14 protein-coding genes, 2 tRNA genes and 1 pseudogene are annotated in these 24,751 nt (G+C 57.1%); 10 read left to right on the top strand and 7 right to left on the bottom strand.

The features are described from left to right. Window positions 1–20 precede the first annotated feature (20 nt). Window positions 21–104, top strand: a tRNA-Leu gene (locus U9R61_RS05350). Window positions 105–117: 13 nt separating this feature from the next. Here the strand turns inward: U9R61_RS05350 and U9R61_RS05345 are convergent. The 4 genes from U9R61_RS05345 to U9R61_RS05330 all read right to left on the bottom strand — a co-directional run bounded on the left by U9R61_RS05345 (window position 118) and on the right by U9R61_RS05330 (window position 8,603). Then, window positions 118–1,767 (bottom strand): S1 RNA-binding domain-containing protein, encoded by a 1,650-nt coding sequence (locus U9R61_RS05345; protein ID WP_322487786.1) that lies wholly within the window; start codon window positions 1,765–1,767, stop codon window positions 118–120. Next, a complete protein-coding gene (locus U9R61_RS05340; RefSeq protein ID WP_322487785.1) occupies window positions 1,764–3,272 on the bottom strand; it encodes an acyl-CoA synthetase in 1,509 nt (502 codons plus the stop codon). The genes U9R61_RS05345 and U9R61_RS05340 overlap by 4 nt, the downstream gene beginning before the upstream one ends. A gap of 307 nt (window positions 3,273–3,579) precedes the next feature. Continuing rightward, a complete protein-coding gene (locus tag U9R61_RS05335) occupies window positions 3,580–7,470 on the bottom strand; it encodes a pyruvate, phosphate dikinase (protein ID WP_322487784.1) in 3,891 nt (1,296 codons plus the stop codon). A 293-nt stretch (window positions 7,471–7,763) separates the two neighbouring features. Further along, window positions 7,764–8,603 carry a pyruvate, water dikinase regulatory protein gene (locus U9R61_RS05330; RefSeq protein ID WP_322487783.1) on the bottom strand — a complete coding sequence of 280 codons (840 nt, stop codon included), beginning with the start codon at window positions 8,601–8,603 and terminating at the stop codon, window positions 7,764–7,766. A 118-nt stretch (window positions 8,604–8,721) separates the two neighbouring features. On the opposite strand from U9R61_RS05330, the gene U9R61_RS05325 reads away from it, so the two are divergent. Both U9R61_RS05325 and U9R61_RS05320 read left to right on the top strand, forming a co-directional pair. After that, a complete protein-coding gene (locus tag U9R61_RS05325) occupies window positions 8,722–10,083 on the top strand; it encodes an alpha/beta fold hydrolase (RefSeq protein ID WP_322487782.1) in 1,362 nt (453 codons plus the stop codon). Between the two features lie 93 nt (window positions 10,084–10,176). Then, window positions 10,177–10,587 (top strand): DUF3054 domain-containing protein, encoded by a 411-nt coding sequence (locus U9R61_RS05320; RefSeq protein ID WP_322487781.1) that lies wholly within the window; start codon window positions 10,177–10,179, stop codon window positions 10,585–10,587. A gap of 98 nt (window positions 10,588–10,685) precedes the next feature. Here the strand turns inward: U9R61_RS05320 and U9R61_RS05315 are convergent, their stop codons facing one another. After that, window positions 10,686–11,609 carry an NAD-dependent epimerase/dehydratase family protein gene (locus U9R61_RS05315; RefSeq protein ID WP_322487780.1) on the bottom strand — a complete coding sequence of 308 codons (924 nt, stop codon included), beginning with the start codon at window positions 11,607–11,609 and terminating at the stop codon, window positions 10,686–10,688. A gap of 233 nt (window positions 11,610–11,842) precedes the next feature. Next, entirely contained in the window at window positions 11,843–13,441 is a 1,599-nt protein-coding gene (aceB, locus tag U9R61_RS05310) for a malate synthase A (protein WP_322487779.1), read from the bottom strand. A gap of 463 nt (window positions 13,442–13,904) precedes the next feature. Between aceB and U9R61_RS05305 the strand changes: the two are divergent. From U9R61_RS05305 to U9R61_RS19910, 7 genes and pseudogenes are all read left to right on the top strand, one after another. After that, window positions 13,905–14,516: pseudogene (locus U9R61_RS05305) on the top strand (Uma2 family endonuclease). Between the two features lie 79 nt (window positions 14,517–14,595). Next, window positions 14,596–16,050 carry an Asp-tRNA(Asn)/Glu-tRNA(Gln) amidotransferase subunit GatB gene (gatB, locus tag U9R61_RS05300; RefSeq protein ID WP_322487778.1) on the top strand — a complete coding sequence of 485 codons (1,455 nt, stop codon included), beginning with the start codon at window positions 14,596–14,598 and terminating at the stop codon, window positions 16,048–16,050. Then, a complete protein-coding gene (locus tag U9R61_RS05295) occupies window positions 16,047–17,087 on the top strand; it encodes an SH3 domain-containing protein (RefSeq protein WP_322487777.1) in 1,041 nt (346 codons plus the stop codon). The genes gatB and U9R61_RS05295 overlap by 4 nt, the downstream gene beginning before the upstream one ends. Window positions 17,088–17,217: 130 nt before the next feature. Then, a tRNA-Leu gene (locus tag U9R61_RS05290) sits at window positions 17,218–17,303 on the top strand. Between the two features lie 996 nt (window positions 17,304–18,299). Then, window positions 18,300–21,302, top strand: coding sequence for a hypothetical protein (locus tag U9R61_RS05285; protein WP_322487776.1), 3,003 nt, complete (start codon window positions 18,300–18,302; stop codon window positions 21,300–21,302). Between the two features lie 97 nt (window positions 21,303–21,399). After that, entirely contained in the window at window positions 21,400–21,567 is a 168-nt protein-coding gene (locus U9R61_RS05280; RefSeq protein WP_322487775.1) for a hypothetical protein, read from the top strand. Window positions 21,568–22,711: 1,144 nt separating this feature from the next. Further along, entirely contained in the window at window positions 22,712–22,984 is a 273-nt protein-coding gene (locus U9R61_RS19910) for an ester cyclase (protein ID WP_416208820.1), read from the top strand. Window positions 22,985–23,115: 131 nt separating this feature from the next. Here U9R61_RS19910 and U9R61_RS05275 read toward each other — a convergent pair whose 3' ends face one another. After that, complete coding sequence (locus U9R61_RS05275; RefSeq protein ID WP_416208822.1) at window positions 23,116–24,735, bottom strand: FAD-dependent thymidylate synthase; 1,620 nt, start codon at window positions 24,733–24,735, stop codon at window positions 23,116–23,118. Between the last annotated feature and the right edge of the window lie 16 nt (window positions 24,736–24,751).

Genomic DNA, 24,751 nt, shown 5'->3' with positions numbered 1-24,751 from the left:
CTCGTGCTATACTCGCCAACGGGGACGTGGCGGAATGGCAGACGCGCATGACTTAGGATCATGTGCCGCAAGGCGTGTGGGTTCAACTCCCATCGTCCCCACCACTGCTACCGCACATCACTGATGTGCGGCTTTTTGTTGCAATCCTTCGTGCAATCGCAGCGCGATCCGTCGTCGTTCGAGATCAATGTTCAGGATGGTGGCGCTGACACGGCAGCCAAGCGGAAATCGTTCACGCAACGGTCGCGAATCGGGTGGAATCTGGCTGGTATGGGCCAACCCCTGCACACCGGGGAATACCTCAATAAAGACGCCAAAACCGGTGATTCCGGCCACTTTGCCGTTGACCTGCATCCCCACGGCAAGCTGTTGGGTGATATGAGACCACGGATCGGGCGTGAGATGGCGTATGCTTAGGTTGATGCGCATCCGCGCCTCATCGATGCTGGTGACGATAGCCCGCACCGTTTGGCCGGGGTGAAGGGCGGTGCGCGCATCGCTAATCCAGCCCCAATCAATGTCACGGACATGGACAAACCCCTCGACCCCGCCAAGATCAATGACTGCGCCGTAGCTGAGCACGCGCAAGACGACGCCTTCCACCACGCTGGTGACGGTAAAACTTGCTATGCGTTGCCGGCGCTGTAGCAAGCGTTCGTGGCATGATGGCGGCAAGGAGAGTTCTAGTGGCGGTTCAGGATGGTTCGTTGGCGATGGGGGTGTGCATGCGGCGAGGGCTTCTACACAGCGGGCGGCATAACTACGCAGATCGGCGCTTGGATCGCTCTCGGCAATCTGTTCGATCAGCGGCAGACTTTCCTGATCCTGCCATTCTACCAAGACCTGCATCACTTTCATCAACAATGGCCAGCGGTTGGGCGCCGCGCGTTGCAACAAGGCCCGCAGTTCGGGGAGCGCGGCGCGATAGTTTGCCATGTGTAAGAAGCGAATCACCTCGTGTAAGAGGTGGCTGCCATCTTCATTGAGCAGGGGGGCAATCGCTGGCGCTGCTTCCACCGCTTGGAGCTGGATCAGTGTGCGCACGGCTAACGTGCGCAGTCCAACGACATAACGGGCTATCTCGACCAGCAGCGGCACGGCGGTGCGCGCGCGCAAGCGGGCGAGCGCTTGCATTGCCACACTAGCAGCCCGGCTAGGAATGTGCGGTTGGGCGTCGTGCCACGCGGTGATGCAATCTTCTAATAAACGCATCAAGCCGGGTACGGCTGCCGGGGCGTGGAGGATGCCGGCGGCTTCGGCGGCGGCGATGCGGATGGTAAGATGCGGGCTATTGAGAAAGTTGGGCAGCGCCACTGCGAGCGTGGTGTCGCCAAGCCGGGCGAGCGTGACAATCGCCGCCGCTACAATGGGCGGTTCGGGGTCATCGAGACAGGCCGAGATCTGAGCGCGGGCCACATTGATCTGGCACCGGCCTAATGTGCGAATTGCGGCGGCAGCCACAAATGGTTTGGGATCATCAATTGCGGCCAGTAGCGCATCAATGACCGTTGCATTAAGCGGTTTACTGCTGTAGCCAATCGCTTCCGCTGCAACCTCGCGCACGATGGCCCGGCGATGGTTGAGCGCCGGCAATGCCAGTTCCGGATCAACGTCCATCCTCACCAACCGGCTAGCAGCGCGCGCCCGCACCAGTTGGTCACGCGAATGGATCGCGCGCGCTAGCTCTTCGAGCTGATCGGTTATTAATTCGCTCAGGCGTTCACGGTCAAGTTCCGGTTCGCCTTCGTAATCGTCGAGATCGCTCATAGCCCTTCCCCGGCGACGGGTGGATCGGTTGTCAGTAGGTGGCGTTGTACTTTGCCGAGCGCATTGCGTGGCAATGCCGAAACAAAGCGAATTGCGCGCGGGCGTTTGTAGGCGGCGAGATAGGTACGGCAATGGTCGATCAACTCGGTAGCGGTGACGGTTACATCCGGTTTGATGACGACGGCAGCGACCGGTATTTCGCCGAGATCGGGATCAGGTTGGCTATACACGGCGCATTCGGCTACCGCAGGATGTTGCGCTAACACCTCCTCGACTTCGCGGGGATAGATGTTGTAGCCGCCGCTGATGATCAAGTCGCGGCTGCGTCCGGTGATGTGGAAGTAACCATCGGCGTCAACGAAGCCAAGATCACCGGTGTTGAACCAACCGTCAGCGGTAAAGGCTGCTTCCGTCGCGGTCGGGTTACGCCAGTAGCCTTGGAAGAGGTGCGGCCCGCGCACCTGAATCTCGCCGATCTGCCCAACCGGTAACGGCTGGCGGGTTTCGCGATCGACAATGCGCGCCTCTTGACCGGGGAATGGCATACCCACGCTGCCGGGCCGCCGTTCGCCGTCGTAGGGGTTGGTCAGGTTCATGCCGGTCTCGGTCATGCCGTACCGTTCGAGAATGGGTTGACCAAAGAGCGCCGTAACATCGGCGAAGGTTTGCGGGCTGAGCGGGGCTGACCCCGATACAAAGAGACGCACGTGATGCGGCGGCACACCGTGCCGGCGCGCCGCTTCTACCAATCGCACATACATCGTCGGTACGCCAAAAAAGAGCGTGATCGCCGGATCGGCCAACCGTTGCAAGGCCACTTCAGCGTCAAACCGGGGATGCAATTCGAGACTGGCACCGCTGCGGATGGCGCCATGCACGCCGACGCCTAACCCATGCACGTGAAAGAGCGGCAGCATCAAGAGCAAGCGATCGCTATCCGCCCAGCGCCATGCGGTGATGATGGCGTCACAGTTGGCGGCCAGACTGGCGTGGGTATGCACGGCTCCTTTCGCCCGCCCGGTGGTGCCTGAGGTATAGGCGATCAACGCCATCTCAGCGGGGTCGGGTGGCGTGAAGGCGGTGAAATTGGCTGGCGGTGCGCCGAAGACGGTAGCGTCCGGTTTGAGCAGGCGAGGCTGTATTGCTAGCATCGCCTCGCGTAACAAAGCCTCATTCTCATCGGTCGCCACCACAATTGCCGGTTCCGAATCGGCCAGCAAATGGCTCAGCTCGGCGTGGCGGTACTGCGGGTTGACCAGCACCACTGCCGCACCGGCCAATTGGGCGCCGAAGTAGGCGGCAATGAATGCGGGAGTATTGGGCAGTGCGAGCGCCACCCGATCGCCACGGGCAAGACCGAGGGACTGGAATCGCGTTGTCCAGCCGGCGGCGGCGGCGGCGAGCGTTGGGTAAGGGTATGTTTGCCCATCAACAATGAAGCATGGTCGCTCAGGTTCGGCAGCGGCGCGATGTAGGAGGGTCGCAACGATTGGCAATGGCGGCATCAGAGACCTCATTATCTCGATCAGGCTGATTCCGGTCAGCGGGATGGCAACTCGCCGTAATCAGGGTCACACCTACGATAATGCGGGTCGCAGACCCGCATCCACCGGAATCGGAACGTATGCAGTGCATGTGATTTCAGACTGTTACTGGTGATGTCGCTGGCTTTGGGAGAGTTGTCGCCTTGCAACGGCTCTCCCCGATTGGTCACATGTATCGTTATTGCCTTGCATTATACCGAGACAAAGAGAGACGGTGCATCGCACCGTCTCCACTGTTGGTTACAAGATCGCGACGAACGGCTGCCGGCTACTTATCGCGCTTGGTTTCGCCGAGCGCCGCCTGCGCTGCGGCGAGGCGCGCGATCGGCACGCGATACGGCGAACAACTGACGTAGTTGAGGCCAACCCGATGGAAGAACTCGACACTGGCAGGATCGCCGCCGTGCTCGCCACAAATGCCGACCTTCAGGTTCGAGCGAGTCGAGCGACCGCGCTCGGTGCCGATCTGCACCAACTGGCCGACGCCGCGCTGGTCGATGGTCTGGAACGGATCGTCGGGGATCAGCTTCTTCTCGACGTAGGCCGGCAAGAATCGCCCCGAGTCGTCGCGTGAGAGACCGAGCGTGGTTTGGGTGAGGTCATTGGTGCCGAAGCTGAAGAACTCGGCTACCTGCGCGATCTCGTTGGCGACTAGCGCTGCGCGCGGCAGCTCGATCATCGTGCCGACGAGATACGGCACTTCAACGCCGCTCTCGGCGAAGACCTCGGCGGCTACGCGCCGTACGATCTCTTCTTGCAGCTTCAGCTCGCTGATAAAGCCGACCAGCGGGATCATCACTTCAGGATGGACATCAATGCCCTCAGACTTCACCTTGACCGCAGCCTTGAAGATAGCGCGGGCCTGCATCTCGGTGATTTCGGGGTAGAGGATGCCCAACCGGCAACCACGGAAGCCGAGCATCGGGTTCGCTTCGCGCAAGCTTTCGACGCGCGCCTTGACCTTGTGCGGATCGACGCCGAGCTTGGCCGCCAACGCCTCGATCTCGTGGTCGTCGTGGGGCAAGAACTCGTGCAGCGGCGGGTCGAGGGTGCGGATGGTCACCGGTAAGCCGGCCATCTCGCGGAACAAGCCCTCGAAGTCACCCTGCTGGAGCGGCTCGATCTTGGCGAGCGCGGCGCGCCGCTCCTCGACCGTATCGGCAAGGATCATCTCGCGCATCGCGTCGATCCGGTCGCCTTCAAAGAACATGTGCTCGGTGCGGCAGAGACCGATGCCTTCCGCGCCAAACTGGCGAGCCACCCGCGCATCGCGCGGAATATCGGCGTTGGCGCGCACACCGAGTTTGCGGAACTCATCGGCCCATTCCATCAAGGTCGCGAAATCACCCGACAATTCCGGTTCGACAGTCGGCATCTTGCCGGCAAAGACCTCGCCGCTGCCGCCATCGAGCGTAATCCAATCACCCTTGCGGATCGTTGTGCCGTTGACGGTCATAAGCTGATCGGCGTAGCTGATGCGCAGATCGCCGGCGCCGGCCACGCAGGGCTTGCCCATACCGCGCGCCACGACTGCGGCGTGCGAATTCGAGATCAGCACTGGCGTCATCCGGCTCGAGAAGACGATGTAATTCTTATCGAGCTCATCGGCGGCATCAACCTCGAAGTTGTAGACCAGCGTTGGTTCGGCAGCGCCGACCGCACGCCCGCGGAATGAGCGCAGCGGCGCATCGAGCAGCGCCGCCACTTCGCGGGCGACAGCGCCGGTGCAGAGCGGCAACAGATCGCGCCGGATCTTCTCAACCCCAAACATAATGTTGTGCTTCACCGCCTCACGCACCCGGCCCATATCGTTCACCGAGTCTTGCACGTCGGCGAACATGGCCCGCATGCTCAAGCACTTATTCTCGTAACGGCGCGGCGGCAGCTCGGCATGCACCCGTTCGGTGAAGGCCAGAATCTCCTCTACCTGCTCGGTAATCTGGAGGAGATAATGCTCGCGGTTATTGACAATTTGCGGCACGATGCCCAACCGCAGACAGGCCAGCGCCAACCCGTCAAGCAGATCGCGCTTGCTGCTCGATAGGCTAATCTGCAAGCGCACTGGGCTCGACTCCTCAGCATAGGTGCCGTCGCCATCGACAAAGCCGGCAAGGAAGTGGAGCAAAGCGGTACGGTCGAGGCTCAGCACCCACTCCACCAGATGATCGCGGATCTCGGCGAGGCGGGCAGCCGGTTCACGGCGGAAGCTAATGTGGTCTTCGGCCGTACCGCGGATAACGCGGCCATCCATCTCACCGTGAGAGGTGCGCTCGCGCAGATAGGTAAACGGCACGCCAAACGCTTCCTCGAAGCGGCGCTCCACCGCAGCGATGAAATCGGCTTTTTCCGGCGTCGCCTTCTGCACGAACGTGACCGAACCTTTTGTGTCGGGCAAATTGATTGACCCATCCGAGAGAATCGCACCGGCGACATAGGCCAACGCCGGGCTCGTGACCGTCTCGCTGAGCGCCGGGATCTGATCGACCACGGTCAAGAAATCCTCATCGGCCAGCACGGCATCAAGGCGCTTCTTCACCAACTGGCGATTGTGGATCACATACATCTTGTGATCGGCGGTCAAGCGCAGTTGGTTATCGTCAGCGCGGCCTGTTTGCGAGAGTGTGATCGGAATGACCTCAGCCGGCCGGCGTCCGGCGGCGATGATCTGCCGCCACACCGGGTGCAGAGTGCGGCTGTCGAATGAGAGAATGCGCGGCGCGGCGCCCTGTTCGATCAAGGCAAACGCTGCTTCCGCCGTCAACAAGCCGCGATCAGTCAAGATGCGCGTCTCAGGCGCAACGCACGTCATCCCCCCACGCGCGGTCAAAATCGCCTGCGCCGCCACCATGCCGTGGAAGTCTTCGGGAGCGGTCTCGACGCGCACCAAGATCACCTTCTCGCCGGTCTTGGCCAGCTCTTCGGCCTCGTCGGGGTCAAAGACGGCCTTGCCGGAGGCAGCGCCGGGCGAGGCGGGCAAACCAGTGGTGAGAGATTGGGCTTGCTTGCGCGCTTCGGGGTCGATCATCGGGTGGAGCAACTGGTCAAGCGCGTGCGGGTCAACCCGCTGCACCGCCGTCGCCTTATCGATCAACCCTTCGCGCACCATATCGACCGCGATCTTGACTGCTGCCGCGCCAGTGCGCTTGCCGGTGCGGGTCTGCAACATCCACAACTTGCCGCGCTCGATGGTGAACTCGACATCTTGCATGTCTTTGTAGTGCCGTTCGAGTTGCTTGGCAATCTCGTGGAATTGGGCATAGACTTCGGGCATCTCTTCAGCCAGCTTGCTAATCGGTTGCGGGGTGCGAATGCCGGCCACCACGTCTTCACCTTGAGCATTGACCAGATACTCACCGAAGATTTCGGGCGCGCCGGTGCTGGGGTTGCGGGTAAAGGCCACGCCGGTCGCCGAGTCGTTGCCCATATTGCCGAAGACCATCGCCTGTACGTTGACGGCGGTGCCCAAATTGTCGGGAATCTTGTTCACGCGGCGATAATCAACGGCGCGCTTCCCATTCCATGAACGGAAGACGGCAGCGATCGCCTCGCGCAACTGCTCGAAGGGATCTTCGGGGAACTCAACCCCGACATCTTCCTTAATGATTGCCTTGAACTTCTCGGCCAGCGCGAGCAGTTCCTCAGTGGTCAAGTCAGTGTCTTGACGCTGGCCATGGCCCTTGGCCTCGTCCATCTCGTGCTCGAAGCGGTCGCCATCAACGCCGAGCACGATCTTGCCGAAGAGCTGGACAAAGCGGCGGTAAGCGTCAGCAGCGAAGCGGGGATTATCGGTCAGGCGGGCCAACCCTTCCAGTGTCTGCTTATTGAGGCCAAGGTTGAGCACGGTATCCATCATGCCGGGCATTGAGAACTTCGCGCCCGAACGTACTGACACGAGCAACGGATTGTTCGGATCGCCGAAGGTCTTGCCGGTTTGAGCTTCGATATCCTTCAACCCTTCCAGCACCTGCTCCCACATTCTTTCGGGGAACTGCTGGCCACTTTCGTAATAGGCGTTACAGGCTTCAGTGGTGATCGTAAATCCGGGCGGCACTGGTACGCCAGTGCGAGTCATCTCGGCCACACCCGCTCCCTTTCCGCCAAGGAGATCGCGCATCGAGGCATTTCCTTCGCGGAAAAGGTAAACCCACTTCTTAGACATAACCTGTTTCCTCCTTGAACAAGGCGGCTTGAGACAATGCCGTTATGCGCCTTAGCGCGTGAGAATGCGCTAACGGCAGGAATGATCACGATTGGACACGATGAACCAACCGGTCGCTGCCGGCACGAATAGCATGCGATTAAACGTGCAACTCATTGGCCCCATCGCACATCATTGTATGAAGCTCATATGACCACAAACAATGGTAGATAACGCAACTATACTGCGCCGTCTCGCAACTGTCAAAAGCAATAGCCTTGCTCTACCGAAGTGCAGGGCAACAATGTTTGCCTCTACCCCGGCGTACTAAACCGGCGCGAAATCAAGGCAATAATCTCATCGGCGCTCTCTTCGATCGACTTATCAGTCACATTGAGCGCCGTCCAACCGTGTTGGCGGAAGATCCGGCGTGCCCAATCCACCTCGTCGATCGCAGCTTCAAGGTTGGTATAACTGCCACCGAGATTAATGCCCATCCGCCGTTGGCGCCACCGCCGGCGCGCAGCGATCTGCTCGGCATCGACAATCAAACCAATGACGCGCCGGGGATCAACCCGAAACAGATCTTCGGGCAATGGCACTTCCCGCACGAGCGGTACGTTGGCCACCTTCCAGCCCAACACCGCGAGATACATGCTCAGCGGCGTCTTGCCGACACGGGAAACGCCGACCAGCACAATATCGGCGTGGCTCAGCTCGCGCGGTTTGTTGCCATCGTCGTGGGCAACGGTGTACTCAATTGCTTCCAGCCGCTCGAAATAGGTCGAGCGGCGGGCTTGATACAATCCCGGCTTGCCAAGCGGCTCTTTTTGCAACACCGTTGCCAAACGTGATAAAACGCTGCCGACCAGATCGATCTCGGCGACTCCCATCTCGCGCGCCAGCCGCATCAATTCACGGCGCAGGGTTGGCTCCATCAACGTGTGCAAGATGGTGCCATTCTGCTGCGCGGCTTGGGCGACGACTTCGGCAATCTGTTCGGGATTGCGCACGTTTGGCACAATGATTAACGGTACTTCCGCGCCCTCAAACTGCGAGAGCGTCAAGCGCGCGACCTGTTCACCGACGGCGCCAGCGCCGCCGGAGACAATGTAGAGGGGCGGGGCAGGATAGGAATGAGGCAATTCGTTCATTCGCAAACGTTCTGTAATATACGCTGCGCCTGTGATCAGGCACAATTGACTATAGACGTTACCAGCCGTATGCTGGTATGATACCACACGAAACCGATGGCTCGCGGCGGATAATGCTATGGAAGTCTTTTCAATCGATGGCGCGAAGATTCATGCGCTTGATGCCGGGCCGCGCCATGCTCAACTCGCAGTGCTAATCCACGGTTGGTCGAGTTCGTCGTTTGCGATGTCGCCGCTCATTCCACTGCTCAGCCGGCGCTTTCGCTGCGTGGCGATTGATCTGCCCGGCTACGGCGAATCACCGCCGCTGCGTGAACGAGCGACGATCGGGCGTTATGCTCAGATTGTTGGTCGCCTGATCACTGGTCTGAGCGATCATCCGGCAGTACTTGTCGGCCATTCGATGGGGGGCATGATCAGCGCAACGCTGGCCCTGCAAATCCCGCAATTGATTGATCGCATGGTGTTGCTCTGCCCCACCATTTCGGGCCGGCTATCGTTCTGGATCAATACCTTTGTCTCACCAATCACCATGCTCGAGCGCTTCCCGATCTTTAGCCGCTTGCTCTCAGTGCTCGAACCATCAATGCTGTACGTGACCGATAGCCTGATGAAGCCAGCCTCATTCGCCGAACGGTCGGCGATCAGTGAAGCCGATTATTTGCGGTTGCGCGCCGATGCGCGCCGGCCCGGCCAAGGGCGCGTGCGGGCCGAATGTTTTGTCGCGATGCGCAATCAAGACCTCAGTGGGCGCTTGCGCGAGCTCGAGACGCCAGCGCTAGTGATTTGGGGAGCGGAAGATAACACTGTGCCGCTCCGTGATGCGGGCGTTGTCGCTGATGAATGGCGCAATGCTGACCTGCGAATTGTGCCAAAGGCTGGGCACTGGCCGCATTTCGAGACGCCTGAGGTCACGATTCGATATATCGCCAGTTACCTTGGCTTACCCTCATTGGTCAACCAACCGGATGTCTTAGTGCAGCCGGCGGAAGTGACGGTGCAGGTGGCTGAATTTCTGGCTAATTCCCAGATCGGGAGCGGTCTCAACCTTGCCCAGCGCACCCGGCTAGCGGCGCACCTCGAACGGCGACGCTACCCTCCCGGCGCATTAGTTGATCGCACGAACCAAGAATCGACCGATCTCTACCTCGTGCAGGATGGTTCGTTAGAGGTTTGGAGCCCGCCAATCGATAATGATCCACATAGCCAGCGCCTGCTCACGACGGTGGTGGTGGGGCAAATTACCGGCGAGATGTCATTGCTCGATGGTGGCCGGCGCAGTGCGGATCTGCTCGCCGGTGAAGAGGGGGTCACGATTTTGGCGTTGCGCCGCGAGCGGTTGCGCGCGTTGGCCGAGGATGATCCGGCGTTGGGGAACGCGGTCTTATGGAATATTGCCAGCGCGCTGGCGTTGCGCTTGCGCTTGGCGAACTGGCAGCAGCAGGGTTTGGCGCGCGAATTGCAGGCGCTTAAGCGGTAAGATTGAGAGGTCTTAACGCTGGAGCGTACCTAATATGGTAACGTGTATGAGATTGGCAGGGTTCGCTGGTTTGTAAGCAAGAGTGATCCACGTATGGAAACAACAAATCGTCGCGTCATAACGGCATCGTGGCTGCAACTCGTCATCTTACTCGGCGGTGACGCAATTGTCTTTGTGGTGTTCGCCTTGCTAGGGCGCAGTTCGCACGGTTTAGCCGATGAAAACCCACTGATGGCCGCAGTGCGGGTCGCGTTACCCTTCTTTATCGGCTGGCTGCTGGTGGCACCATGGTTTGGCGTGTTTCGCCCGCAACCGCCCTTGCGGATGGCCGGCTTATCACTTGGAGCTTGGTTGATTGCGTTGCCGGTCGGGCTTGGCTTGCGCTGGCTGCAGCTCGGTCGTTCAAGTCCGTTTAGCTTTGCGCTGGTGACATTTCTGACGGTAGCGGCATTGTTGCTGATCTGGCGTGGCGCTTACAGTTGGTGGCTAGTGCGGCGTGGGTAGGATATTGCGGTTCTATGGAGATGCGGCAGTGTCACTGCCGCATCTCCCTCAGCGATACCTAAACTGCCGGTGTGGTTAGCACTCTCCTCTACCGCTCTTCATACACCAACCGCTAACTCAAGTGGCAGCCGTTCATCGATCCAGTAGCGCAAACTGGGATAGCGCAGCTCAATGCCCAGATCGTGGCGCATACGGGCATTGCTCAACCGGACCGATGAAGTCAACGCGCCGACGATCGAGCGGTCGAGGCCGGCGCGCAGGCCGACGTTTGGATCGAACGTGCGCGGTGGCAGCATCCCGAGCCGGCGGCGTACCTCGCTGACAATCTCGATCAAGCGGAGCGGCTCATCGTCGCCGACGTTGTAAATTGCGCCGATCTGACCAACTTCGGGGGCTCGGATCAGCACTTCCAGCGCATCATCAATGTGAATATGCGGGACAAAGTTGCGCCCGCTGCCATAAATCGTCAACTGGCCGCTGGCAATCGCCTCGAGCGGATCACGGTCAGGGCCATACACCGTTGCCATGCGTAAAATCATTGCTGGGAAGCGGTGAGCGCGCACTGCTTGCAAGATGGTTTGCTCGGCGGCGGCGAGGATCGTACCGAGGGGATACGAGGGCGCGATTGGGCTGTCTTCATCCACCCAGTGCTCGCCGTGATCGCCATACGGGGCGACGTTAGAGGCCCAAATGTAGGTGCGCACCGTGCGCGCGCGCACTGACATCGCGATCAGATGCTGGTTGCCATCGACATAGAGGGAACGAAGTAGTGCCGAACCATCGATCGGCATGCGGTTGGTGAGATTGTAGACAACCTCAATCTCATCAGTGACGCCATCAATGGTTTCGGGGCGAGTGAGGTCGCCGATCCAGACCGCCATACCGCGAGCGGCGAGGCGCTCAACCACCGGATCTTCGGCGCTGTAGACAAGACCGCGCACACGGTGGCCAGCAGCGAGGAGCCGCGCGGCCAGTCGTGAGCCGATGTATCCCGCTGCGCCGGCAATCAGATAATTCGTCATAGGTCACCTCGTCGTGTGGGGGCGGGTGACTACCCTGACACCGCCCGACTGTTGGAGCAGGCTGCACATCGGCGAAAGCAATGCTTGTCTGTGTAGGTGCAGCAGGTTACTGCTAATTGTAACACCCTCTGAGCGTAGTTGCTAGCGGAAATTTACCTGACAAACGGTGGGCAAATCGTGGATGGGAAGATTTCAGAGGGGGCGACACAAGCGTTGCCCCCTCCCTTTCACTACTACGGAATCCGTTCGTAGGCCGGCAAGGTCAAGAATTCAACAAAATTGGGATCGGTCGTGATCTCATCAAACAGCTCGGCGGCCTCTTCGTAACGGCCATCGTCGTAAGCCGGCCCCAGAATCTCGCGCACTTTGGCCAGCTCTTCGGGCAACATCTGGCGGAAGAGTTCGACCGTCACCTTGCGGCCATCGTTGAGCACGCCCTTCGGACTGCGGATCCACTGCCAGATCTGGGCGCGCGAAATCTCGGCGGTGGCGGCATCTTCCATCAGATTAAACACAGGCACGCAGCCATTGCCGGCCAGCCATGCGCCGAGGTACTGGATGCCGACGTTGATATTCAACCGCATCCCCTGCTCGGTGATCGGTTCGCTGGGGCCAAACGCGAGCAAGTCGGCAGCGGTGACTTGCACATCATCGCGCTGGCGGCTAATCTGGTTGGGGGTTGGCATCAGGCGGTCGAAGACCTCCATCGCGACTGGCACCAGACCGGGGTGAGCCACCCACGTGCCATCGTGACCGTCATTCGCCTCACGCTCCTTATCGGCGCGCACCTTGGCCAGCGCCGCTTCGTTCGCCACCGGGTCGTTCTTGATCGGAATCTGAGCTGCCATACCACCCATCGCATGCGCACCGCGGCGATGGCAGGTCTTGATCGCCAGCAACGAGTACGAACGCATAAAGTGGGTCGTCATCGTCACCAACGCCCGGTCGGCAAGGCAGAAGTTGGGATCGTTGCGGAACTTCTTGATGCACGAGAAGATATAGTCCCACCGTCCGCAGTTGAGGCCGGCTGAGTGCTCGCGCAGTTCGTAGAGGATTTCATCCATCTCAAATGCGGCGAGGATGGTCTCGATCAACACGGTGGCCTTGATCGTGCCGCGCGGAATGCCGCGCAGCTCTTGCGCCAGCACAAAGATGTCGTTCCACAACCGCGCCTCAAGGTGGCTCTCCATCTTCGGCAGGTAGAAGTAGGGGCCGCCTTGCACGTCGATCGTGGTTTGGGCATTGTGGAAGAAGTAGAGGCCGAAATCAAAGATTGACCCCGACATCGGCTCGCCGTCAATCAGCACATGCTTCTCATTGAGATGCCAGCCGCGCGGGCGCACGAATAAGATAGCAGGATTAGCACTGAGGGCGTAGTATTTGCCTTCGGGGCTGGTATAGGTGATTGTGCGGCGAAGCGCATCGCGCAGATTGATCTGACCTTCGATCTGATTTTGCCACGTGGGGGTATTGGCATCCTCGAAGTCGGCCATAAAGACCTTCGCGCCCGAATTGAGCGCATTAATGACCATTTTGCGGTCAACCGGCCCGGTAATCTCGACCCGGCGGTCGTTGAGTTGGGGCGGGAAGGGGGCAATCGTCCAGTCGCTTTCGCGGATATGAGCCGTTTCGGGGAGGAAATCGGGCAATTCGCCGGCATTGATCGCGCGCTGGCGCTCGGCGCGACGGGCCAGCAGCTCAAGCCGGCGCGCGTTAAAGCGGCGATGCAGGGTCGCAAGAAATTCCAGCGCTTCTGGAGTCAGAATCTCGGCATATTCGGGTGTGATCGGGGCGGTGATCGTCACTCCGGCAGGGAGTTGGGGGGCGGTCATGCAACCCTCCTTTCATCATGCGGAAACAATTTCCGTGGACTATTATACCAGAAAAGCGGCTATGGGCTGTCAACTCTGCGGTAACACATCCTCTGCGCCTTTGTGTTCCGCCCTCACCCCCCAACCCCCTCTCCCACCTCACGGCGGGAGAGGGGAGCCGCGTGCATTACGGGACAGGCATCGTCGAGCGGGAGACCGTAGCGCCTTTCTCTCGTGCCAGCGAGAGAGGGGCTGGAGGTGAGGGAATACCCCTCCCCCAGCGAGGGAGGGGCCAAGGGTGGGGGTAAATAATAAGTGTCAATAGCCACGAAGAGTGCAAAAGGATTCTGTGTATTTTGTGTCTCTTCGTGGCTATTCCCGCTCCTCCCCCGCCCTTGCACGATAAACGCAAACGTAGTATAGATGAACAAATGTTTGTATGAGGGGGTGGATGATGACCAGCTAGCCGGTTGCTGCCACGCCAATCGTCTACCCCGATAGTGACGGGATTCTAATCGCCGAAACTACCAAGCAATTTCGCGCCATCGTCACCATTCAGGGGAATCGCGATGCACTGTTTCGCGAGCGGGCCGATGTGTTCGTCGCCGGCGATCTGCTCTGATACCCGGTGGAAGGCCGGCCCGACATTCGCCGCGCGCCGGATGTGATGGTCGTCTTTGGCCGGCCCAAAGGTGACCGCGGCTCGTACCGCTAATGGGAAGAGGATAACGTCGTGCCCCACGTGGTGTTTGAGGTGTTGTCGCCGGGGAACACCCTCACCGAAATGGCGGCTAAGTTGGAATTCTATGATATCTACGGGGTCGAAGAGTACTATCTGTACGATCCTGACACTGGCGATATGAGCGGCTGGCAGCGGATCGATGGCCGGTTACGGGTCATTCCCGAACTCGATGGCTGGGTCAGCCCGCGGCTAGGGGTGAAGTTTAGCCGTACTGCCGATGGCATCTAGATGTATTGGCCCGATGGGCGGCCATTTGTCAGTTTTGTCGAGTTGCAGGCTCAAGCCGAGCAAGAGCGCCAACGCGCCGAACGGCTGGCGGCGCGCTTGCATGAGTTGGGCATCGATCCAGAATAACGGCGTCGCGACCTCCTTCGCGCATCATCACCGAAAACCGAGTACAATAAGGGCAAGGTGACGTTGCGTGAGGAAGTCTATGCCTGAATATATCGCTACGATCGGCCTTGAGATCCATGCCCATGTGCTGACCGCTTCGAAAATGTTTGACGGTTGCAGCACCGATTACGCCGGCGCGCCACCCAATACCCGCGTCTCGGTGGTAAGCCTTGGTCTGCCCGGCGCGCTGCCGGTGCTCAATGCCCGCGCTGTCGAATTGGCCGCGCTGTGCGGGTTGGCGCTGGGTTGCCGGGTCAACGAACGCTCGATCTTCGCCCGTAAGTCATATCCTTACCCCGACTTGCCCAAGGGCTTTCAGATTACCCAATACGATGAGCCGCTGTGCAGCGACGGCGCGATCGAAATCCGCACCGCCGCCAGTGAAGTGCGCCGGATCGGGATCGAACGGCTCCACATCGAAGAGGATACCGGTCGCTTGGTTCACAGTCCCGACGGCGCATCGTTGATCGACTACAACCGCAGCGGGATGCCGTTGATGGAGATTGTCACCCGCCCTGATATCCGTACGCCTGAAGAGGCCCGCTTGACCTTTGAGAAGATCCGCCAGATTTTGGTCTGGATCGGGGCCAACAGCGGCAATCTCGAAGAGGGGGCCTTGCGCTGTGACGCGAACGTCAGTGTGCGTCCGGTAGGCACGGATCGGTTCGGCGCCAAGGTCGAGATCAAGAACATCAACTCGTTCCGCTTCGTCGAGCGGGCGCTGGCGTATGAGATCGAGCGGCAAATTCGCGTGCTCGAATCCGGCGGCGTGATCGAGCAAGAGACGCGCGGCTGGCGCGAGGATTTGGGGCGCACCGAGGGTCAGCGTTCGAAAGAGTATGCCCACGACTACCGCTACTTCCCTGAACCGGACATTCCGCCGTTGGTGCTGGCGCCAGAATGGATCGCTGCCCGCAAGGCTGAGTTGCCCGAATTGCCCGACGCGCGCCGCGCCCGCTTGATGGCTGCCCACGGCCTGTCGTGGCAAGACGCGGATCTGCTCACCCAAGAGCGGGCGATTGCCGATTATTACGAGGCGGCGGTCGCGACGGTCAACCGGCCCGATGGGGCAAAGGAAGTGGCCAATTGGGTGCTGAACGAAGGCTTTCGGTTGTTGAAAGATCGCGGTGAGCCGGCGACAGCGTTGATCGACCGTATGCCGGTGAACCGGCTGGCGACGCTGATCGATCTGGTGCAAACCGGGACGATTACCCGCGCGGTGGCCAAGCAACTGTTTGAAGAAGTGTTCGCGACCGGCGCTGATCCGGCGGCGCTGGTGGCTGAGCGGGGCCTGACCCAGATTAGCGATGACGGTGCGTTATTGGCGGCAGTGCGGGCCGCGTTGGCCGATGAGAAGGCAGCCAAAGCGATTGCCGAGTATCGCAAAGGGAAAACGACCGCCATTCAATTTCTGGTCGGGATGGTAATGCGGGCTACGAAGGGGCAGGCCAACGCGCAGCGGGTGCGTGAATTGTTAGAGGCGGAACTCGGATGACGCTGACAGGGGATGAGTCAACTGCGCTGAACCCGCTCACGTTGCTCGAGTCGGCGCGTGAGAAGTATACACTGGCGCGCGCCCGCCGTGAGGTACCTGAATTGGCGTTACTCAGCATTCACGGCGCTATCGAAGATGCGTTGCGCGCCCACCTGTTGCGGATCAATTCGCCGGCGGCGCTCGGCCCGTTTGCCGGCGTACTGGCCGCGATGCAGGCCCTTGAGCGAGTGCCGCTCAGCGCCGAAGAGGTGGATGCGGTGCAGCGTCTGCACCGGTTGCGCGGACGGATTGCCCGTGGTGAACATTTGGTCATCACCGGCGAGACGCTGGCCGCCTATCAGCGTCTCGCAGTCATGCTGTTGCCGCGCTATGGCGTGCAGGCACTGCCTACAACCGAAACGGAACGGCCTCGTCCACGTCCAACCCAACCGATGCGCGCGCAGACCGCCTTGCCCGACGATGAGCCGGTGCGGGTGCGGTTGCGCGACCGTCATACCGCGTATGATGAAGAGCGCCGCATTCGTGCTCTGGGCAATCGCGCGTTTAATAATGAAGAGACGTCGCGCGGGCCGTTGGTACCGGGTTGGGTCGCGCCAACCTTGATTATCGTTAGCATCTTTGTGATCGGGCTAGCAATCGCTCTCAGCCTGCAAATCCCAGCGCCGGCAGTTGTACCGACGGCGCCTGCGGCTAACCCCTCTCCGGCGCCAGCCGAGTTGGCGGCGACAGCCCCGCCGGCGATCACCTCCGCCGAGCCGGCAACGACGGTGGTGACAGAGCCGGCGGCCACGGCTGCACCGCTGCCCTCGCCGGAAAGGTTGGCAATCGGGCGCATGGCGATCGTCAGCACCGAGATTCCGGCGCTCAATGTGCGCGCCCAACCGAGTATCGCCTCCGCCATTACGTTGGTGTTGGTGCCGGGGACGCAGGTCGAAATCATCGATGGCCCGGTTGAGGCCGAGGGCCGGGTGTGGTGGCAGGTGCGCAGCGCCGGGATTGAAGGCTGGTGCGCCGGCGATTTCTTGCAGCCGCAGTGAGGCCATCACAGATGCTAGAGCGCATACCCACTGATCGAGCGCTAACTTCCGCGCAGCGCACGGAACGATGCGCTCTTGGCTATGCCATCGGTTCGCCCAAATTTGCTATAATAGAGAAAAATCCGAATTCGCCGGAGTGGCGAAATGGCAAACGCTGCGGTCTTAAAAACCGCTGGGGGAAACCCCTTACGGGTTCGAGTCCCGTCTCCGGCACCAGCATCAGAAAGCCATAAAACACCTTTGGGTCGATCCGAACGATCGGCCCGAAGGTGTTTTATGGAGTCGCCATCGAAAGCGCTGCGGCGAGGTCTGGCGCAGCTTAGTGGCTCCTGATCGTCGTGATCGACTGTGGCACGGAATACCAGCTCATTGAGTGCGCCAAAACCTGCGCAGTCGCTGGAAAACAATGCCGCACTCACCAGCGACACGCACCGTCTCTTCTTGGCTGACCACCGGCGGCAGTGAGTGACTCGATGTCATCTAGAACGTCTGGATCGATCGCGCTTTCCTCCCTGCCTTCTCGACGCCGGCGTTCCCCGTTGGCGACGCAGGAACCGCTACGCTTCGCGTAGGGGCGCTCCCACTGGCTCTGACAAGTCCTCTCCGGATGCCCACGCTCCTTCAAGCCAAGGGAATCGATTTCAGGCTCGTCGTTTTCGGCGAGGCTCTGAACCAGAGTAATCAACCAAGGTGGGTATTTCCTTGGCGAGTTTAGCGCATGTGCTGAGCGTATCGCTGATGCAGCGGCGCGTGCGGCGTATCTATTCAGGGAATTGTGGTGATTAATGGAAGAAGACGAAGAGAAAAACCTTTATTGACACCACGTACAAGGTGATCTATGCTCATGTATTATACGCTTAGTACAACTTGTTAGATCTACGTTCTAGGACAGGTGTTCTGTTTGTCTCTCGATTGGTGGTCGAATACGAGCGGTTGCTGCGCATTCGCTGCCTGCCGGCTTATCGCAAAGATGGCCGAGTGGCAGTTGAATACGGACACGCATCTGTCTAACGCAGCGCCGGTGGATTTAGACGGCCGAGTGGCGGTCGAATTTGGCATAGAACCGAATTAGACGGACAGCTATCGGTCGAACGTAGTTCGAGCTAGGATAGAGCGGATGTGGTCGGTCTACTTCAGGCTAGCCGTACAAACAAGCATAGATATTCAATTCCCAATACACTCCTTCATAGTACCAAAGTCAAGTTTTAGCTTATGGACGCTCGAAAAGAAGTAAATCGACAGGCGTTAGCCGTCCAAAGACGATTTGTAGCAAGGCGGGAAGAACAGCAGCATTTTCGAGAAGCTTTCCGCCAAATCCTACACGCGCGCTCTGATACAGATCTCACTCAGCAAAACAAAAGACTATTTTTGATAAATGCTCAGGGGGGATGGGGAAAAACCACTCTGCTTGACCGCTTCATCCAGATTTGCTTCGAAGAAGATCCCTCTTTTAAATCATTGGTCGTCAAGATAGATTGGGAACTCTACAGAGTAGATAAAAAATTAGATGAAGTTGATAAGGTCATAAAGGTTATGGACATTCTCTATGACGAACTCACACCCGAATATGAAAACTATTTCAGAGAATACAGAGCCAAACGAGAAAGACATGCAGAAATCTTGCAGGAAAGAGACAGGGCATCTAAGGAATTTGATGGTTGGCTTGACTTGACCGCTGATGTTGTGGAGCTAGCCTCGCCAGTAAGCAGCCAATTACTAAAGCCTGCGTTCAAAACAATAGCCCAAACGGCAGTGCCAGTAATCGCAGAACAAAGAAAGAAGTTCAGCGATTGGTTTCGCCGCCGACTTCGCCCCGACGACTATGATTTATACGATGATCCTAAAGGTCATCTATCCCGACTCTTTGTAAAGGCTTTGCTGAAAGCAGCTCAGAAACGCCCACTTGTATTGATGTTTGATACATCAGAGCATTTGCTACATGTCAAGTGGGTTTATTCAGGGTTGATAAAGTATACAATTCCCGAGTCGTACCAATTGTTGCTGGTCATTGCAGGTCGAATACCAGAAGAAATTCTCATGTCTATCCGCAATAATGTTAGAGATTCTTATATTTATAAATCCGATTTAGATGCTTTCAGCCGCATTGACGTAGAAGATTATTTGCGGTTATGTGTTGGCGAAACAGATATACCTCCGAATGTTATCGATTTCATTCATGAAAAAACTAAAGGCATACCATTAGCGGTTGATGTGGTAGGCAACGCTTTTACTAGGGGCTACGACTTGCCGCAGGCTTTCGGAGAAGGAGCCAATAATATAGACATTGACTCAATCATTGAAACAGTAGCCTACAGATTCTTGAAGCATTGCTTGGATGATCCTAATAGATCGGACGATAGAGACTATATCTATACATTCGCGGTTATGCCGGATGAAGTCGAAAATGAGTTTCCGGTTATTGATTTCGTTTGGAAGCGTTTGTTCGGTGAAAAAATTAAAACTGTTGAGATTATCAGTCGTCTTCAGTCTGAATATTCATTCATCTTTCCCAATAACAGAATGCACTCGATTGTTAAATATTTCGTTTGCACTGCTCTGGCGAAGGGAAAACTTAGCGCTGGCCGTTTGTTTGAGATTAATCAAGCTGCTTTGGATTACTACTACACTAAAACCATAAGCTTCAAGGATTACCAGACAAAATTCCGAAACCGGAATTATCAAGAAGCTGCGATAGGAAGGCTAAACCATCTATTCTGGCTTAATGACATTGAGGCTGGTGTCAGTTTCCTTTGCGATGTGTATAGCTTAGCAATAAGGTATGGTGAGTTTGATTTTGCAAGCCGGTTTCTGGCAGCTCTTACAACTAAAGAGTGGTTACGCTCTCGACTTTCAACTAGTCACGATGAGTTGATAACTTCTTTACAGCATTTTGGAGTTGATATCGGAAGGCTCGGGGAGAATTTACCAAGCGTCGTTAAGCTTAAGGAGCAAATATTCAGTCGACTAGACACCGAAACGAAAATTTTGACTCTAATTGACGAGGCTGTGATTGCTGCAAAAGCAAAAAAATTGAAGCTGGCATTGAAGAAATTAGAGCAGGCAGAGCGCCTCGTTACAGAAAACTCTTTTATAAAAGAGAGAGCTGCTGCTTACCAAGCAATAGGTATCACTGCTCGCAGACAGGGCAATCTAAACACCGCGATAGAGTGTCTCAGTAAGGCATACTCTTTAAATGATGATGTTCGTATCTTGATTGAGATTGGACATACTCGGAGCCAAAACAATGAGAAAGAAGAAGCAATTAAGGTTTATAATGAAGTTCTTCGAATCGATCCTTCTAAGTCTTTTGTAAGTAAATTCATAGAATCTTTATCCCGTCCCTCACAAACCATAACAGATCACCTTGAGCATCAATTAAGAGCCTGCTATTCTCGATTGAAGGGACTTACGAAGGTTAACATAGCGTATTATAGGACACACTCCCAAATCAGCAAACTGCTAATGCAGCAAGGTAGACTACATGAGGCTCTAAAGGCACGACAGATTGCAGAGCAAGGCTTCAGTAATTTGGCTTGCACTTTTAACAAGAGTAGTGGACTTTATTTACTTATTGGTGACAGCAAAACCGCTCTTGAAAAGGCTCGTATCGCTTTGGAAATCGGCGACGATAACCCCGGTACTTATTTGTCTATGGGTGATGTATATCGTTTCTTGGGTCATACACCAGAAGCAAAAAAGTATTACGATTTAGCTATCAGTACAGCGAATCGCCACAAACGAACATCTAAACAACTTTTCGTTCGGAAGAAAGGCTTATATGGTAAAGGGCTAACTCTTCTTTTGGAAAGCGAGTTTGAAAATGGCTTGCAAACTCTTGAGCAGGCATATCAAATAATGCATGACCAAGATAATGTGACGATCGACGCTCAAGTTTTGGTTGCAGTTGGTTTGGCTTTCGTGCTAAATGAACGCATTCGCAGAGCAGAAAATTTCTTCAAAGAGACAATTGAACTGTCTGAGAAAATTATTGCTGTTTCTCCTTCGGCGTATGAACCTTACTATAATAAGTTTATCGCTCTTGTAGGATTGTCTAGGTTTGATGAAGCCGAAGATCTGCTAAGGCAATGCCTGAGCATCTGCGATGCCGAAGGAGTCGTGAATCTAGCTTTAGAAAAAATAAGCCTAATAGGTAAGATTCCAAGATACTCAGAGCAAACGAGCGTATTCATTAATTGGCTGCGAGAGTATCTCTAAGAGCATGATCGAAAATCATAGCTCTCGGATAAAGACGATTTAGTAACATTGTCGCCGAACCAAGATGGATGAAAGTCTCACTCGATGCATCATCGATGTGACCAACCTAGTCCACCCCACCGAAGCCGGTTTCTACGATACACCGGGTGATGCCATTAGCGTGGTGGTTGCGCAGTGCTATGCTTACGTCGCTGCTGGGAAGTACGGCCTACGCATCATCAGCGCCAACTCGGCTCACTTTATCGGTGACTGTAAAGCATTTTAAGAGAACTAAAGGTTCTGCATACCTGCTGGATGACACGAACTCTTGATTGGGTGATGCGATTTTTTATATCTATTTTCGCGGCAAGAAGTCATAAGTTTGTTTCGTTTCAATCAGTTGGCGCAGGCTCACACGCGCATCAAGCCGGCCAGCTTTGCTCGGTCGTGTGCTCCCTCGCTCGCGCTTATGCACCAGCCGCTATGCTGCCAGCATATTTCTGTCGCTATAGTGACTCTTTATAGATCCATAGGTTGAACACCGTGTCTACAACCATTCTTCCCAGTCATCTCGTGAATATCGCTCAAATTGACTCTCTGATGGTGGCGGGTAGAGGAGGAAAAGAGTAAGGCATTGCTGGGGTTTTACTTCCATCTGCTCAAAGAGTATCTTCTCCGCTGCACGATTATGAAATCTTGGATGGTGAAACAAGGTACCGTATAGAGGTAAAAAAACAGACGGATGACCAGTGGTTTGATATTGGAAAGTATTACGATCTATCTAGTAGTGATAGAGATATTGTCGTCCTTTGCGTAAATCATATAGACGGACAAATACAAACCGTCACGGCTATCAAACTGGGAATCCTGCTTGATGAGCTACTCTCTGATGATAGTTTCATATCGTATGGCTGGGCAAGTGATGTACTAAAGATCGCATCTGAATTGAAGAAGAAATGCCCTCAGCTTCAGTTCAAGCGGTAGATGGTAGCCGATGCCTAACGCAGCTATACCATGAGCGAAGAAGAACTCACTGAACGAATCCGATACTTTCAGGATATTGCTGCAAGGTATGGGTATCGTACCGTCCCCGCTTCAATGGTTTATCTCTTTTTGAAGAGGTAGCTCGACCAGATAAGTTGGGACTGGTTGCGAAGCGCCATTTGACTATTTTCCTCGCGTGGCAGCCGATTTGCAAGAAGTGGAGGCACAAGCAAGTTTAAGCAAGGCGCTAGAGAAAGTCGGCGCTGGCTCACCCGCCGCTCTAGCCGGCGCCGCCTGCGGTGGCGCGGCTGAAGCTCAAGCCGTTAGGTCGCACAAGAACCGTGACGCTGTTGAGAGACAAAGCGATGACCGAAGCTGTCTTAGAAAGACTGAAGGCAATTGCACGGCGTTTGATGGAAGAAGGCTGGCAATAGGGTCGTGTTGATATGGTTGACGAATTGCATGTCCTCAATTTCGTCGTTCATGACTCTGCCGTCCAGACATCAGATCGAGAAGGTTTCAAGAAAAACATCATCCAATTATGCACCGCTTTCCCCGACTTTGGCGCAGAGATTGAGGATTTGGTTATTGATGCTGCGGAGCAGAGGGTGGTAGTAAAATGGGTGTCACATGGGAAGCACCAAGGAACCTTCATGGGTCTTCCCCCACGGGCAAGCGTTGAGGGTCGGACAGAACATCTGGCCGGGCACAATTGTTGATTGCTGTGCGATGCCTCAACGCTTGGCGCAGTAAAACCCCTCTCCCGCGCCAGCGGGAGAGGGCTAGGAGTGAGGTCGAATTGGCGCATTCCAACACCAGCGGCCCGCGCTCGGCAGGATGGATCCCGGCGTTACCGCCCCTGTCGTTTCTGATCAATCCGCTGCTCGGCGGCTAACCGTTCGAGGTCGTAGTCGTGTTGGTCAACAAACCGCATCCCGGCGGCGAGGGTGGGATGCACTGCGCTGATTGCTTGAAACATCATCTGGGCAATCTGGCGGTAGGCTGGGTGGCCTTGGCGCGCGCTGCGCAGTTCGATCAGGTGGTAGGCTTCACGCAGATTGAGCTTCACCCGCCAGCGGATGCGGAAGGCGAACGGCACCGCGTATTGCGCTTCATTGGGAAAGTCGCGTTGCAGGTCGGTCACCAATGCAGCGGCCTGCTCAAGCGCAGCGCGGTACTGCGGTGCAACGCCGATCAGGTCAAGTTCGGGCGGGGTGACGTAGCCGTGGCTGACGGTAAAGCGCTGCCGTTCTTGGGTCAGCACGCGGTGGCGCTGGAGATCGCGGTATGCGCCGATGTCGGCCAAGATATCAAAGGTGTAATACGGCTCCTCGAAGGCGCGACCGGGCCGGTGGAAGCGGCTGGCCCGCTCGCCGAGGGCGGCGGCGATGATCGCCTGCCGTTCCTGCGCTGGCATCGTTCTGGCATGGGCAAGGATCGCATCCAGCGGCAGATCGAGATGCGGGTAGAGGATGGCGGCGACCGTCTTTTCTTCCGCCTGTGGATCGTAATCAACCAAGCGCACCGCAAGCTCTGTTCCCTCTGCCGGTGCGAGGTCGAGCTGCGCAGCCCACTGCGCCGCCTGTTCGCGGGTAGCCGCTAGATACGCGGCATACGCCTTGCCGCGTTCGCTGCGCGCCCGCTTAACAAAGGCCGGAATGACATAATCTAGCTCGGTTTGAATCGCCTCGCTCAATGCGCGTGCTTCGGCGAAGGGGGCGGCGGCGAGCTTGATAAGCAGATATTCAAAGGCGCGCCCATTGCCAAACAACCCAACGTTGGTTTGGGTCGCCATCGGCAACAACCCGCGCAACAGATCGAGCGCCTTTGCCTGAATCGCATTGCGGTAGGCGCGCGGCGTCGTCGCCTCGTCACGGGGGAACGTCGCTTGCAGCCACGCTTGCACCGGGCCGAGCAACACACTATACGTCGCGAAGAGGTTATCCATCGTTATCGTGTAGCGTTCCGCGAACGGCGATGCCATCAGTGCCGGCTCGCGCAGGTAGAGGTAGCCATCCGGCCCCGGTAGATCAAACCGGACATAGCGGGTCGATTTCTCTAGCGGCGACAAGCCCAACCGGCTGTCTTCGAGCAGCTTCGCGGCGATGTTGCTCACGCCTTCGCAGGCTACGTGCGCGCCGCCCAATTCGGCCACCGAGTCATCGCCGTACCCGATCAGCACCCGCTCGTAAAAGGCTTCGGCTTGGCGCGCGGCGACCAATTGCGCCGCCGGACTATCGCCCACTGCCGACACAATCGCAGCGAACCCTGACTCTGGTTCAGTGATGAACTCGTCGAGCAACAGGCGGCGCAAGCTCTTCGTGCTGCGGCTATACCGCGCAAATAGTGCCCCCTTTACCACTTCCGGCACATTGCGCAAACAGAAAACTGGCCGGTCAACATTGGTGACAAACGGCTGGAGGAGGGCAATCTCTTGCGGTGTGAATTGTTCAGTCGTGTGGGTGAACATAATCTGTCCGAGTGTC

Source organism: Chloroflexus sp., assembly GCF_034431535.1.
In the GTDB taxonomy this organism is placed as follows: domain Bacteria; phylum Chloroflexota; class Chloroflexia; order Chloroflexales; family Chloroflexaceae; genus Chloroflexus.
The sequence above is the reverse complement of the archived record's forward strand: the minus strand, read 5'-3'. Positions and strand labels throughout refer to the sequence as shown.